Annotated in this window: 11 protein-coding genes; 1 reads left to right on the plus strand and 10 read right to left on the minus strand. The window is 57.1% G+C overall.

Translation table 11 applies throughout. The features are described from left to right. Positions 1 to 8 precede the first annotated feature (8 nt). From AB3226_RS27460 to AB3226_RS27475, 4 genes are all read right to left on the minus strand, one after another. Positions 9 to 1,013, minus strand: coding sequence for an MBL fold metallo-hydrolase (locus AB3226_RS27460; RefSeq protein ID WP_367375322.1), 1,005 nt, complete (start codon positions 1,011 to 1,013; stop codon positions 9 to 11). Between the two features lie 71 nt (positions 1,014 to 1,084). Continuing rightward, the gene (locus AB3226_RS27465; RefSeq protein WP_367375323.1) at positions 1,085 to 1,738 is read right to left on the minus strand and encodes a hydrolase; all 654 of its coding nucleotides are present in this window, start codon (positions 1,736 to 1,738) and stop codon (positions 1,085 to 1,087) included. Between the two features lie 362 nt (positions 1,739 to 2,100). Further along, positions 2,101 to 2,463 (minus strand): response regulator transcription factor, encoded by a 363-nt coding sequence (locus AB3226_RS27470; protein ID WP_367375860.1) that lies wholly within the window; start codon positions 2,461 to 2,463, stop codon positions 2,101 to 2,103. Positions 2,464 to 2,507: 44 nt separating this feature from the next. Then, entirely contained in the window at positions 2,508 to 3,500 is a 993-nt protein-coding gene (locus AB3226_RS27475; protein ID WP_367375324.1) for a response regulator, read from the minus strand. 353 nt (positions 3,501 to 3,853) lie between these two features. Here AB3226_RS27475 and AB3226_RS27480 point away from each other — a divergent pair, with 353 nt between their 5' ends. Then, positions 3,854 to 8,908 (plus strand): AAA family ATPase, encoded by a 5,055-nt coding sequence (locus tag AB3226_RS27480; RefSeq protein ID WP_367375861.1) that lies wholly within the window; start codon positions 3,854 to 3,856, stop codon positions 8,906 to 8,908. A 56-nt stretch (positions 8,909 to 8,964) separates the two neighbouring features. Here AB3226_RS27480 and AB3226_RS27485 read toward each other — a convergent pair whose 3' ends face one another. The 6 genes from AB3226_RS27485 to AB3226_RS27510 all read right to left on the minus strand — a co-directional run bounded on the left by AB3226_RS27485 (position 8,965) and on the right by AB3226_RS27510 (position 15,067). After that, positions 8,965 to 9,462, minus strand: a complete 498-nt coding sequence (locus tag AB3226_RS27485) for a helix-turn-helix transcriptional regulator (protein WP_367375325.1) — start codon at positions 9,460 to 9,462, stop codon at positions 8,965 to 8,967. Positions 9,463 to 9,645: 183 nt separating this feature from the next. Continuing rightward, on the minus strand, positions 9,646 to 10,584 hold the full coding sequence (locus AB3226_RS27490; RefSeq protein WP_367375326.1) for a carbohydrate kinase: 939 nt from the start codon (positions 10,582 to 10,584) through the stop codon (positions 9,646 to 9,648). A gap of 130 nt (positions 10,585 to 10,714) precedes the next feature. Next, the gene (locus tag AB3226_RS27495) at positions 10,715 to 11,353 is read right to left on the minus strand and encodes a nucleoside/nucleotide kinase family protein (protein ID WP_367375327.1); all 639 of its coding nucleotides are present in this window, start codon (positions 11,351 to 11,353) and stop codon (positions 10,715 to 10,717) included. Positions 11,354 to 11,517: 164 nt separating this feature from the next. Beyond that, positions 11,518 to 12,444, minus strand: coding sequence for an ABC transporter substrate-binding protein (locus AB3226_RS27500; protein WP_367375328.1), 927 nt, complete (start codon positions 12,442 to 12,444; stop codon positions 11,518 to 11,520). A 44-nt stretch (positions 12,445 to 12,488) separates the two neighbouring features. Further along, positions 12,489 to 13,511 (minus strand): ABC transporter permease subunit, encoded by a 1,023-nt coding sequence (locus tag AB3226_RS27505; protein WP_367375329.1) that lies wholly within the window; start codon positions 13,509 to 13,511, stop codon positions 12,489 to 12,491. Then, on the minus strand, positions 13,508 to 15,067 hold the full coding sequence (locus AB3226_RS27510) for a sugar ABC transporter ATP-binding protein (protein ID WP_367375330.1): 1,560 nt from the start codon (positions 15,065 to 15,067) through the stop codon (positions 13,508 to 13,510). The genes AB3226_RS27505 and AB3226_RS27510 overlap by 4 nt, the downstream gene beginning before the upstream one ends. Positions 15,068 to 15,167 lie beyond the last annotated feature (100 nt).

Below are 15,167 nucleotides of genomic sequence, written 5' to 3' on the forward strand. Positions count from 1 at the left end.
GGTTGTGATCACTGGATCAGCGGGACATTTTTCGATCGCTGGTAAGGGCCGTATTCGACGGGCACCCAGGCGAAGGCTTTTTCGCGATTGCTGATATGCCCGATACCAGGGAAGGGCAAGTGAGCACCGGCAACCCAGGTGCGGTCATGAGCGACCTGTTTGAACAGTTTTTCGCGAGTCTCGACGGCCTGTTTGCCCTGGACATCGAAGCCGATGCTCACTTCCGGATGCTGGAACTGCACGGCGAAACTGTGGACCAGGTCACCCATGAACAGAATGCTCTGGCCGTTTGAGCTGAACGTGTAGCCGCTGCTGCCGGGTGTGTGGCCGGGCAGGCTGACCGGGGTGACGCCAGGCACCAGCGACTGCTCGGGGGTGAAGGTTCTAAAGCGGTCGGCGGCGACATAGGGAGCCACCGCTTTACGGGCAATCTCAAAGTAGCCACGGGCATCTGCAGGGGCCTTGTCCAGGTTTGCCTGGCTGAGCCAGTAATCGGCTTCCAGTTTGGCGGCATACACCGTGGCATTGGCGAACACGGGTTCACCCTTGGCGTTGATCAGGCCACAGACGTGATCGACATGCATATGGGTGAGCAGCACGGTATCCACTTGCTCAGGCTGGTAACCGGCAGCGCGGATATTGTCGGGCAGCCAGCCGGCGGTTTCACCGAAACAGGCACCGGCACCGGCATCCACCAGCACCAGGTTTTTGCCGGTGTTGATCAGGAATGCGTTGAACGCGGTCGGCATGCCTTGGGTAAAAATGAACTTGCGTTCGAGCATGGCGCGAATGTCTTTCTGCGAAAGGCCTTTGAGCAGCGTTGGCCCGAGGTCGCTGTAGCCATCGAACAACGCGGTGACTTCATATTCACCCACCGCCAGGCGCTGATAGCCAGGGACTTGAGTGTGTACTTGCGGCGGTGGCGCCGCCTGAACCTGACTGGCTGCAAACGTGAGACCGAGGGCCATCAGTGAGCCCTTGAAGTAGGCGGGGAGGTGCTTGAGAAGGCTCATGGCTTGCTTCCTGGTTGCAATAAAAAAGGCGTGAGCAAGCGGCTACGCAGATGCGCAGCCGCTGTCGTCGCTCAATGGCCTTCAGAGGCGTGGAACATGGTTTTGGCGTAGATCAGACCCAGTCCGTAGGCGCCGCCATTGGCGATCGAGGTCTTGACGGTTTCCTCGTAGGTTTCAGTACGAGCCCAGTCACGTTGCAGCTCCAGCAGGTATTGCAACGCCGTCATCGGGCGGGCGCCGATCTGGATCATGCGTTGCACGGCCATTTCATGGGCTTCGATGGAAACATCGCCGCAGGCATCGGCGATGAAGTAGACCTCAAAACCTTGGTCGATAGCTGATAGCGCCGGGCCGACGATGCACACGGAGGTCCACAGACCGGCGAGGACGATTTTCTGTTTGCCGAAGGCGTTCACTTCGACGGCGATGCGTTCGTCTTCCCAGGTGTTCATGCTGGTGCGGTCGATCACTTTGTGGTCCGGAAACACTGACTTGATTTCGTCGAAGATCGGGCCGGAGAAGCTTTTTTCGGCAACGGTGGTGAGGATGGTCGATACCTCGAAGCCCCGGGCGGCCTTGGCTACCAGCGCGGCGTTGTTACGCAGGGTCACGGCATCGATCGACTTGGTCGCGAAGGACATCTGCGACTGATGGTCGATCATGATCAGGGTGTGGTCAGTTGGGGTAAGAAGGGTTTTGCCTGGAGCTGCTTTTGCGAGAGTCATGATGTTTTTCCTTACGTATTGACTGAGGGTTACTTGGGTTGCTCGACGACGTGTGCCGTTGATTGATGAAAAAACTCATTGAGTTTTTCGGCGTCGCCTCATTGGTCAAGTCGAGGAAATTGTCACGTATCCCACATAGCGGGGATTGAACGGTTGTGCTGCATTTTTGGATGTTTGTGCGATAGCGTGCGGTTTTCGATAGGGCAGGATCTGACGCCAGTTTATGGCGTCACTTGATGATTGCCGGGGAGGGAAAATGATTCAGGAAATGGCAAGGACAGGGTTGGCGGCGAGGATTTTCAGATTGAGCGTTTGACTCAGCGCATCTCTCGCAACACTCATGTCACGGTCGCAGGGCAGGCCTATTTCGGTTGAAGCGCAATCTCGACAGCCGTCAACAACGCGTCGCCGCTGAAGGGTTTACGCAGACATTCGTTGGCGCCGTAGCGGCTGGATTCGGTCAGTGTCGCTTCATCCCAGTATGCCGACATGCATATCACCGGAAATTTTCTGTCCAGGAGTGCAAGCGCCTGCATGACCTCTATTCCCGAGAGGCCCTTCATTTTCAGATCCAGCAGCAGACAAGCGACGTCATCAAAGTTGTCGATAGCCAGGAATTCCTCTCCCGAAGCGAATATCCGACAGCGGTAGCCAGCCGACCGAAGCAGGTTGGCCAGGCTTTTGCGCACGGACGCATCGTCGTCCACGATGCAGACGATGATCATGACGTTGCCGGATGATCCGGGGGTGGCGCAGCCAGTGCCGATAGTCATGAAGAACCCGGCATGACTGACGCCGGTTCCGCGCTGAGCAAGCCATACAGGCTGACCAGGCTGACCAGCGAGCGCGTCTGCATCTTCTCCATGATGTGTTTTCGGTGGACCTTGGCGGTGACTTCACTGGTGCCCAGCCGGTTGGCGATGTGCTTGTTGGACAGCCCCGCGACGATCAGCGGCAGCACTTCGCGCTCACGGGGTGTCAACAGCGCTGCCCTTTGACGGGCGCTCTGAATGCGCTGCCATTGCTCGAACGACTTCGCTGCACGCTGGCGGGTGGTGTGCAGGATGTCCAGCAATTGGTCGTCATTAAACGGTTTGGTCAGGAATTCGACCGCTCCCGCTTTCATGGCCTGCACCGACATTGGAATGGTGCCGAAACCGGTCATGAAAATGACTGGCCACGGACGCCCGCGTTGTCCGAGCGCCGATTGCAGTTCCAGCCCTGTCGCCTCGGGCAGGCTTATGTCCAGCAACAGGCAAGCGGGGCCGATGTCGAGGTCAGCGTCAAGCAACTCTTCCGCCGAGGCAAATATCCGGTGCACGATGCCTTCGGCTCGCAGCAGTCGGCTGAGCGCTGTGCGCACGGAGGCTTCATCGTCCACGATGAACACCGGCACGCTGTCAGGATCGATCCTCTGCTGATCCTCGAACGCCACAGGGGCCAGGGCTGTCGGATGGAACAGGGGCAGGGGCGGCTCATGTTCTTTCAATAATCGGTAACCTCGGCGCGGGACCGTCTGGATGAGTTGTTTTTCTCCGAGCAACTTGCGCAGTGAGGAAATCTGCACCTGCAGATTGTTTTCCTCGACGACGGTGTCAGGCCAGACTTGTGTGATCAATTCATCTTTGCTGACGATTCGGCCATCGGCCTGCATCAGCACAGAGAGGATTTCGAACGCTCGGCCCCCGACACGCAGCGGCCGTCCATCAAGAAAGGCTTCACGCCGTTCCAGGGAAATAGTGGCTTGGCCGAGTCGGATCATACGTTCCTCTGCACTGCGTTGACGGGGAGTGACGCCGGAATGTCGTGTTGTCAGGGCTACACGCTAGGGGACGGCCCGACATATTGCAATTATCCCGAGGGATAACACGCGATGATTTCAGGTACGAAAACCACCGGCAGAGGGGCCTCTCAACGGCCATCCTGATGCCGATTACGGACAAGATGGTTTGCCCGCAGCCCTCTGGCCAGAGCGGTGCGTATACTCTCGAGGCTCAGCCCGAAACGAATCTTCAGCGGTGATTGTTCATGCCCAGCAGCCCTCTCTCAGCATCCGGTTTCCGCAGTCTTGATGTCGTACATGATGAAGCCTGGCTGGAACGTTGCACCTTCACCATGCGGCGCCGGGAAAATGATCTGACCTGGTTTACGCTTCAGGATCCGCAATCCGGAACATCCTGGCTCGCCGCCCGGGCACCGATTCAGCGGCCTGCCACTTGCCAGCGGCTGGAGCGCGATTTTCACCGGGACCTGGATCCGGCCTGGGCGATTGCTCCTGTCGCGTTCATCCGCTCGGCCGAGGGGCCTTTGTTGATCTATCCCTCGTCGGGGACGCCGCTGATGGATCTGATCAGTGAGGCAGGGCTGCCACTGGGACGCATGCTGGCCATCGCCGTAGCGGCGGCCAATGCGCTTTCATGTGCGCAAAAAGTGGGCGTGCGACATGCCTGTCTGCAACCCCACCACCTGATGGTGGATACCGCCAATTCGGTCAGGTTTCTGGGTTTTCACAGCCATTGCGCGCAGGCGTGCGCCGCGCAATTACCTGATTTGGAACAATGGCCGTATCTAGCCCCAGAGCAAGTACGGCGCGATGCCGCCAGTTTTGACGCGCGCAGTGACGTCTATGCCCTGTCTACGATTCTTTATCAAGCGCTGACCGGCAACCTGCCGCTCACCGCCCGAGACCCGTCCCAATGGCTGCACGTGCATGCTGCCGTCCCACCGGAATCACCGGCGATTCATGTCGCCGATCTGCCGGAAGGTATCTGTCTCGTTCTGCTCAAAGGCTTGGCAAAAGAGCCGGGTGCCCGCTATCAAAGCGCCGCATCGATGGCTGCGGATCTGGCTTGGTGCCAAACTCAATGGCTGGAACATGAGTGCATCGACGCGTTTCGGCTGGGCGCTTTCGATGCGTTGCCTTCCTTGGCCCGCGGCGGTGCGCTGTTCGGTCGAGACACCGAGCGCACGCAGCTGATTGAACTGCTGCATCAGGTACGCAACGATGGCATCGCCCGGGTCCTGCTGGTCGGCGGCGCGCCGGGCGCCGGCAAGTCGACGCTGATCCATCAAGGTGTCCGCCCCCTGGCGCCCGGCTACTGGGCCAGCGGCAAGAGCAATCTGCTGCAGCAGGAAATCCCCTACGCACCGTTGTCTGAAATTATCAGATCGTTGATGACCCAGTTGCTGGGCAAGCCAGCCTTGGAGCTGGAGATGCTTGGCGAGCAACTGGTCGAACGGCTAAAGGGGCGGGGAAGGGTCCTGGTGGAGCTGGCGCCCGAGGCTGAGCTGGTCATCGGTGTCACGCCTGAGTTGCCGAACATGCCGGCGCGGCATGCGCTCGATCGCGCCAACCGCACCCTGCTCGATGTACTGGAAATCTTCGCTCAGCCGGGAAGACCCTTGGTGCTGTTCGTGGATGATGTGCAGTGGGCGGACGATTCGACCCTCTCGTTCCTTCAGGCCTTCGTCGATCGGCGGCCCAGGCATCTGCTCCTGTTCCTGGCGTACCGCGAGGCCGAGTCGCAGGCTCTCGAGCGTGAAGGTGGATTGCTGGAGGTGCTCGGCCGTGGGCAATCGGTGCCCTGTACACGCGTCATGCTGGGTCCATTGTCGGAGCCCGCGGTCGCTGAACTGATTGCCGTTGAACTGGATACTGACACCGCGGGTATTGAAGCGCTCGCACAAGTCGTGCACTACAAGACGGCCGGCAACCCTCTTTTCGTCCGTCAGGTGTTGCGGGCGTTGATCGATGAGCGTCTGGTGCGCTTCGACGTGCTGAGTCGCCGCTGGGTCTGGAACCAGGAGGAGGTGGACAGTTATCGCTATGCGGACAATGTCGCCGACTTGATGGTGCAGCGACTCGAACGGCTGTCTTCGATGGAGCGCGAAGTGATGCGCACGGCTGGATATATCGGCGGGCGCTGTGACGAATCGCTGCTGCACCAGCTAGTGCCGTGTAATCCGCACCAGATCAGCATCGATGTGCAAAGCCTGGTCGATGCGGGATTACTGCTGCGCGAACGCGAGCAACTGGTGTTTCCCCACGACCGCGTACTAGAGGCAGCTTGCCAGCTTCCTGCACAGTCGGGACGCGCCGCCGAGCATGCCCGTATCGCCGGCGCCATGCTGGATCAGTGGGGCGAGCAAATCCATGAGCGTGTATTCGAAGTCGCCAGCCAGATCCAGCGCATTGACGTCGATACACTGGAGGCATATCGCCGTACCGCGTTCGTTGAACTGTTGGTCGAAGCCGCCGAGCGCGCCAGGGATACCGCTGCCGTCGAGCAGGCCGTGGGTTTTCTGCGCACTGCCGAGAATTTGCTCGGCCAGTCGGGTTGGTCCAGCCTCTACACCCAAACGTTCGCTACTCAATGGCTGGCTGCCGAGTGCGACATGCTTCTGGCCGATCTGGCCGGCGCCCAGCGACGCCTCGATGATTGCCTGACCCACGCCACCACAGTGCTCGACCGCGCGAAGACCTATCGGTTACGAGCCACCTTGCGCACGCTGCACTCCGATTACGAAGGGGCGATCACCGAGGCGCTGAATGGTCTGACCCTGTTGGACATTCCCCTGCAGCGCAAGCCCTCGCAGGAACAACTGACCCTGGCGTTTTCCCAGGTACGCACACTCGTCGGCACACGTCAGATCGCTGATCTGGTGCATTTACCCAAAGCGAATGACCCGTCTGTCGAAGCGGCCATGGAATTGCTCAGCACGCTGACTTCTTCGTTCTTCGTCAACGACGGTATTCGTTTGTTGCATCTGGCGAAAATGGTTGAACTGACACTGCTGCATGGCACGACGCCGGGAAGCGGTTACGGGTTTGCCTGGTTTGGCGTGATGATTGCCGAACGCTATGGCGAATATGTGGACGGACAAGCCTTTGCTGAATTAGCGCTTGAGCTCACCGACAAGCATGGCTATGAAGCAGGGCGCACAGGCACGCTGGTAGCGCTCGATCAAGTCAGCCCGTGGACCCGACCGATGGCCTACGCTCGACAGAAGGCGTTCGCCGCATTCGAATGCGGCCAGGCCGGTGGCGACCTGGGCATGTCCTGCTATGCCTGCAACCACATCGGCTCCGACCTGTTGTTCATGGGCGAACCCTTGCAAGGCGTGTTGAACGAACTGGATCAGGGTCTGGCCTGGGTGCGGCAATTTCATTACATCGATATTGAGCGCATCCTGCTGGCGCAACAGGCGTTCGCTACCGATCTGCGCGACGGGCGTGCGCAACGGCCGCCGGCCGAACTGGACGGCACGGAACATGACAGGTTTGGCCCCATTGATCGCCGCAGCGTGTCACAACCGACACTGTTCTATTTGTGGCTGTATTCCGGCATGTCCGCGTTTCATTTCGGTGATATCCCTTACGCATTGCGACGTTTCGAAGAAGCTGCCGCGCTGGCCTGGTCCATTCCGGCGCATATCAATCTCGCCGATTACTACCTGTTCTACAGTTTGGCCCTGGGCAGTGCGCAGGCGCCCGGCGAGGTGATCGAAAAGCTGCAAAAGCTCGAGCAGCAACGTCAGCGGTTTCAGTCATGGGTCGAGCTCAACCCGACGACCTTCCGCAGCAAACTGCTGCTGATCGAAGGGGTGATTGCTCGTTTGCGCGGTCAGGAGCTGGTGGCCATCCGCTGCTTCGATCAGTCGCAGATCGCCGCGACGGCGGCCGGTTTCATCCATGAGCAGGCGCTGGCCCACGAACAGCTTGCCGATATCTGTTTACCGAACGGACTGGTGTCCGGCGCCAACCACCATCTGCGCGTCGCGCGCGACTGTTACAACCTGTGGGGCGCCGGCGGCAAGGCGCGTCAGCTGGAGGCCTTGCATCCGTTTCTGAAGACTGAGTCGTCATTCGAGTCGGCCCGGCCCGTGACCCAGGTCCGGCTCGATCTTGAAGTGGGGATCGAGGCGGCGCGTGCGCTTTCGCAGGAGGTGTTGCTCGAACGTCTGGTCGAAACCCTGATGAATCACCTGATGATTCAGGCCGGCGCCGACAATGGCGTGCTGATGATCGTCATCGATGCCGAACTGCAACTGGCGGCGACGGCCTCTGTCGAGGCTGGCAACGTGCGGGTCGCACTGGACGCCGGGCAATCGCTCGAATCGTTGGCGCCGACCTCGGTACTCAACGCGACCATGCGCACGCGCAAACCTCTGGTGCTCAATGATGCCGGGGCCGATTGTCCCGAGGCCTATAGCGCCGATCTGCAACAGCGCCAGACGCGTTCCATGTTGTGCCTGCCGTTGCTCAAACAAGGTACGTTGATCGGTCTGGTCTATCTGGAGAACAGTCTCATCCCTAATCTGTTCAGCGCCGAGCGCCTGACCATGCTGGAAATTCTCGCCTCCCAGGCCGCCGTGTCACTGCAAACCGCCCGGCTGTATGCGCAGCTGGTCGAGGACAACCTGCTGCGCGCGCAGATGGAAGCGGACTTGCGCAGCTCCCGGGCTGAACTGGCGCGTAGCTCGCACCTCAAGGTCATGGGTGAGCTTTCGGCTTCGATTGCCCATGAAATCAGCCAGCCGCTGCTGGGCATTTTGTCCAACGCCTCGGCCAGCCTGCGCTGGCTCAAGCGTGATCAGCCCGATCTGGAAGAAGCCATTCAGGGGCTCGAAGACATCCGCTCGGACAGCGCCCGCGCCGCCGACATTGTCCAGGCGCTTCGCGCGCTCGCCAAACAAGCGCCGTTGCAACGGCTGCCGGTGCAGGTCGACGATTTGATTGGCGAGGTCGTGCGCCTGATCGCCACCGACCCGGCGAACCGCAACGTACAACTGGAAACCCGGCTCGATGCGCAATGCCCGGTGTGGGTCGATGCGGTGCAGATCCAACAGGTGGTGTTCAACCTCATCACCAATGCGCTGGAGGCCATCGCCGGAGCCGCAATCACGAATGGGTGTCTCATCATCGTCTCTTCGGTCAAGGACGATCATGTCCAGGTCTGCTTCCAGGACAACGGACCGGGAATTGGCGCGCAACAGCGCGAGCAGATTTTCGATGCGTTCTACACCACCAAGGGCAGCGGCATGGGTATGGGGCTGGCCATTTGCAGGTCGGTGATCGGCGCGCACGGCGGAACGCTGGTCGTTCAGGACAGCGAGCAGGGCGCCAGGATCTGCTTCAACCTGCCGCTCGCGCCGGCCAGCGCCGGATAAAAAAGGGCCGCATGAGCGGCCAAAGGGAGGAGTTCATTTTGTCGACCTCGATCAGTTCACACGTGCAGCTCCTGCACGCGCGACTGTCCCACGCTGTCGACCAGGCTATCGCGAATTCTCCAATCAGGTATGTCCCGATCGATCACTGACGGCTGGGGAAGATGGCTCGTTGCATGAGCAAAGGCCCGGCGCCATGCCTTGGGTGACATTCCTTCCAGGCGACTGAAGGTGCGGGTGAAATGCGAGTGGTCCGCGAAACCGCATTCATAGACGACATCGGTGATCGGCATCGAGGTGATTAGCAGGCTTTTGGCTTTTTCTATTTTCATCCTCACTAACCAGCCTTGCGGCGAGTGGCCGGTAACCTTTTTGAATGCCCGGGAAAAATGGCTACGGGACAGGTTGCAGTGTTCGGCAATCTCGCTGATGCGAATGCAGCTGCTCATTTCACGGAGCATCAGCTCCTTGGCGCGGCGCTCCTGCCAGCCGGACAGGGCGCCCAATGGTCGGACAAGGGTGCATGGATGGTTTGAATTCACCGATTGCGGGTTCATGGCGACTCTCCTTTTCGTTCAGGAAAGTCTGTCCCTCGGCGATATTTAAAGTCCTTAAGCAAACCTTAAGAGTTATGAAACGCTGCCTCCGCTATCTATCTGACGGCTCGGATTGTTGAGCCGTCCAGTACCCGACTTGCTCGCGAAAACTGCAATGCCCGCGATACAGATCCTGACCAGATATCAATCCAACTGATGCCGATAAGGCAGGTCCGGCCCGGTCTTGCCGCAGGTCAGGGCAGCGGCGCTGATGGCGAAGGTGAGCATCGCGTCGATCTGTTCGCGACTCAAGCGCTGCAATCCCTCCACCGAATCCAGCTGCTGTTCGGTCAGCCAGGCGATCAACGCCGCCTGGAAGGTGTCGCCGGCGCCCACGGTATCAGCCATCACCACTGCGCAGGCCGGCGCCGACCAACTGCCATGGTGGCGGCTGAATACCGTTGCTCCCTGGCCGCCACGGGTGAGGAATACCATCTGGCAGCGGTGTTCCAGCCAGCCATGGATCATGCTTTGCGGATCTCGCTCGGGGTAGAGCAGGTTCAGGTCCTCGTCGCTGACCTTGATCAGGTCGGCATGCTCGACCAAAGTGTTGATGCGTTCGCGCCACAGTTCGATATTCGGTTCTGGGTTAAGTCGCACGTTGGGGTCGAGGCTGATCAGGCGTTTGCCGCTTTCCCGGCGGACCAGGGCCAGCAGGGTGTCGGCAATCGGCTGCACCACCAGCGAGTACGAACCAATATGCAACCCACGCACCTCAGCGCCTAACTCAGGTAAATGCTTCGGCAACAGCTGGCGATCGGCACAGCCTTCGCCTCGGAAGCTGTAATGCGGCGAGCCGTCGGCACCGACGGCGACCATCGCCAGGGTGGTTGGTGCGTCGAAGTCCTGCAGGTAGTCCGGGCGCACGCCTTCCTCCTGTAGCACTTGCTGTAAACGCCGGCCGAGGTAGTCGCTGGACAGTCCGGCGAACAGCGCCACGTCGATGCCCAGGCGGCGCAGGCCGACGGCGACGTTGAACGGCGAACCACCGGCAATCGCTTTGTAGTTCACTTTTGAAGCTTGAGCGTTGACGTCGTTTTCACTGAAAAAATCGAACAGCGCTTCACCACATACCAGATACATAGTCATTCGCTCCTTGAAGGTTCGCTATAAGTTGTTGATAGCGTTAGTAGGCCTGTTAGCCGTAAAAAGCTAGCCAAGCAAAGCGCTTGGTTAACGCGTGATTCTTTCTCAAAAGAGAGGAAGCGGGATCTTAGTTTGCGATCGTGAAGTCAGCGATATGGCTGGCCGAAATCACAATGTCGGCATTCGGAAGGTCGTTGCGATGAACTTTTTCATAGGAAGTAGATTCATCGAAACCCAATGATCGCCATCGATCAAGCAGGCGCGCTTCCAGGGTTTTGCGGTCAGCCTGCAGCATGATGGTGGCGTCAAAACAGTCTTTTAAGGACGACCATGGGGCGAGGTCTAATAGAAGGTAGTTTCCTTCCACGATGAGATATTTCACGTCAGAGGGAATCAATTGTCCTGCCGCACGGGATATCTCCAGGATTCGATCGAATACCGGAACGGCAACCGCTGGTTCGTTGTTCGCACGAAGCCGTAGCAGCAGACTCCTGAAACCACCCACATCGAATGTATCAGGTGAGCCCTTACGATCTAAAAGGTTCAAGGATCCAAGAACCGCGTCATCGTAATGAAAGCCATCCCCGGGAACGACAGCTGCACTCCCCGGCATAACACTATTAAGAGCCTCTACCAAAGCCTGAGAGACGGTGGACTTACCGGCACCAGGCGGCCCCGCTAGCGCAACGACAATTCGATTACCAGACAGAGCCTTAACGTAGTTGAGTAGCTCTGTACTTACTATTGTGTTTGTGTTGGTAAACATGCCAAATCTCTCTTCAGCAGTCGTCGCTCAGGTTTCCCGCAGGTTCGCCCTCTAGGGATGTTCATGCCGTTCGGCTGCTGCGAGCATCTCGCAGCAGCCATTCCCCGCATTACAGAGGGTGGCAAGAGACCCTATGTCACTTGACTCAACCGCTTAGTGGTCGGTCAGTGGGCAGCTTGCCAGCCTTTGTACTCCATGACATTAGTCCGGGTTACAAGTGAAGGTTGAAGCAGTACCGTTGTGCTTTCCAAAGATTTGCCATTCAACAGGTCATAACCCATCGTTACGGCCTGTTGTGCCTGGCCCCAAGGGGATTGAGAGGCGGATGCCTGGATCTGTGTATCGCTTTTGAGCGCAGTCTCTATATCGGGAGCCCCATCCACCGATGCGATAATGATGCCTTTGCGCTTGAGTTGTTTTGCTGCCAGGTCTGCACCTATGGCCTGCGGATCATTGATTGCGAACACCGCGTCGACTTTTGCAAAGCGAGTCAAGTCGCCTTGCATCACGCTGTAGCCACCTTCGCGCGAGCCTTTGGCATCCTGATTATCAGACAGTATCTTGATATCGGGTGCCTGCGCGAAAACACTCTTACAGCCATTGACTCGGTCCAGGACTGCTGAAGTCTGCGTACCATTCTGGATAATAACGTTACCCTTGCCACCGAGCTTCTCAGAGATGTACTGACATACAATCCTGCCGGCTTCGACGTTATCGGTTTGTACCGTGGCGTTGGCACCTTGCACCATGACATCTACGCCCACAACCACTATGCCTGCCTTCCTTGCTTTCGCAATCGCAGGCGCGATTGCTACAGGGTCGACGGCGTTGACAAGAATCAAGTCTACGCCCGAAGAAATGAAGTTATCGATTTGAGTGAACTGCTTATTCAAATCGTAATCAGCCGACACTGAGATAAATTTTGCGGCTGGATTGATATGCAGTGCCTCGGCTTTGGCGCCATCTACCATCGCTACAAAATAAGGATTACCCAGCGAGCCAACAGTTATGCCGACGGATTTCAACTCTCGCGCTTGAGCGCTGCTGAATGCCAGTAGTGTACAAACTGCGGTAAATATTATTTTTTTCATGAGAACTGTCTCTTGTTATTGGAGTGTGTGGGGTTATATATGATTCAGGTTCGTGCACCTGACTGCCGAAAGCGATCGAGGGCTACCGCTCCGATAATGACAACACCTTTGATAATGTATTGCCAGATATCCGAAACTCCCAGCAATATCAGGCCGTTGGAAAGTGTAGCGATAATCAGCGCGCCAATTAGCGTACCGATGATGGTGCCAACGCCTCCTGTAAAGCGTGTGCCTCCCAGAATAACGGCGGCGATAGCGTCGAGTTCATAAGACTGTCCCATTTGCAGTCCGTTAGCAGCCATCAGTCGAGCGGAAGTCATGATAGCCCCCACACCCGCCAACAAACCGGATAGGGCATAAGTGAATAACAGGACTTTCCAGACTTTGATTCCCGACAACCGTGCGGCCTCAGGATTGCCGCCCACTGCGTAAATCTGTACGCCTAACACCGTGCGTCGAAGAATAACCCACGAAAGAGTAACCACGACTACCGCGATTACAACCAGCCATGGCACCCCGAACAACGTATCGTTTCCAATGTAAGCAAAGGACAGGTCGGGATTGAAAACCGTTTTGTCTTCGCCGATTAGGCGTGCGATTCCACGCATCGCAGTCAAACCGCCTAGCGTGACTATAAATGCCGGTAGCTTTCCAAAAGCGACCAATACACCATTGACGAGCCCTAGCAGCAGTCCGACTCCAAGCCCCGCAGCGATGGCCAGGGGAGCAAAACCCGGAACTTGCGATACCAATAGCGCCACTACTGCAGAAACAGCCAGAATCGAACCAACCGAAAGGTCGATTCCACCTGTCAAAATCACGAAAGTCAGACCTGACGCCAATACCACATTGATAGAGGCTTGCTGACTGATGATTGAGAAATTCTGAACCGAGAAAAAGCTCTCGCTCATCAAGCCAAAGCCAACACAAAGGAGTAACAATACGGGCAGCATGCCCGCCACTCTCATCAGTTGGCGCATTTTATCCTGCGTGGAAACTCCGGCGATGCTTCGTACACCAGGCGTGGTGAAGTCACTTGCTACTTTGCTTTGCAGTGGGGAAGTCATTGGACTAAGTCTCCGTTGGCTAGAGTCAACCTGTCGCTGCCTGTGGCAAACGCGATAATGGCTTCAGGTGTGATATCAAGACCGCTGTGGCCACCGAGTTCGGTGACAAGTTTACCTTCACACATGACCAATACACGGTCGGCAATTCCAACGATCTCTGGTAGTTCACTTGAAATTATCACTACGCAAACGCCGGATGCTGCTAATGCATTGATGATTTTATATATTTCTGATTTAGCCCCAATGTCGACACCCGATGTAGGCTCGTCGAGGAACAATACTCTGGGCTTCATCTCCAGCAGACGAGCCAGCAAGACCTTTTGCTGGTTGCCTCCGGACAGCGCTCCAACATTGATACCTGAGGACGCTTTGATATTGAGTGCCTGGATTGCTTGTTCCGTACGTCCAGTTCCGGCCGTTCGGTCCACAAACCCCGCAAGACGAGCATCACTTCCCACAACACATACATTGATATTGTCGTGGACACTCATGTCGAGAAAAAGACCCAGTGCTTTGCGGTCTTCCGTCAGATAGGCGATGCCTGCATTACTTGCATCGCGAGGAGAGCGTATGACTACAACCTCGCCGTCCATTTCAATCGTTCCGCCTGAGTATGCATCGATACCGGCGATTAATCGGGCAAGTTCGGTTCTCCCTGAGCCCACCAGTCCTGCAATCCCGAGAATTTCGCCGGCATACAGATCGAAACTGCAATCTTGAATATTGAAGTCATCTGTAAGATGACGAACACGTAGTATCGGTTGCTCATAAGAGCACAAAGAACGCTCATGGGCGTAGAAGCCGGAAACATCGCGGCCAACCATCATCCGGACCAGGGTTTCAGCTGACAGCGTGCCGCGATCCAGCGAACCAACGTAATGACCGTCCCGGAGCACCGAAACAAAATCGGACAATGCGTATATCTCGGCCATTCGATGGCTGATGTAGATGATCGCGACGCCATCATCACGTAGCTGGCGAATCAATGTAAAAAGACTTTCGGTTTCTTTTGTGGATAGCGGCGTTGTAGGCTCGTCCATCACCAGGATTCGCGTATCGGCATGAATTGCACGTGCGATTTCAACAAGTTGTTGGTCCGCAATCGACAACGTGCCGACCAGTGTGTGCGGATCAAATGTGACGCCCAGTCGCTTTAGTACTACGAGCGCACCTTCGGTCATTGCCTTGCGGTTTATAACGCCACATCGACGAATTTCTCTACCCAGGTAGATGTTCTCCACCACGCTCATATTCGCGCACAAGCTGAGCTCTTGATAGATGACGGATATGCCATGGCGCTTCGCATCGTTCACGCCATAGTTTCGAATATCACATCCGTCGATTCGTATAGTGCCACTGTCGGCGACATAGGCCCCCGATAGTATTTTCATCAGAGTGGATTTTCCGGCGCCGTTTTCGCCCATTAGCGCGTGGATTTGTCCGGGGAAAATACTGAGGTCAATGTCATGCAGGACGCGCACCCCATTGAATGACTTTGAGATGGAATGCATTTCCAATAGGGCAGGAGGGGGGCTTTCAGATCCAGTGCTCAGCATAGCTGTTAACTCCTTATCTACCGATTTGAGAGGCAGTTGAAACCTCTCATCGGTGTTCTTGTTCGAGCAACATAGTCGAAAGGAAAGCGCTTGCGCAAGC

The sequence above is a fragment of the Pseudomonas lini genome (assembly GCF_964063345.1).
Taxonomy (GTDB): Bacteria; Pseudomonadota; Gammaproteobacteria; order Pseudomonadales; family Pseudomonadaceae; genus Aquipseudomonas; species Aquipseudomonas lini_B.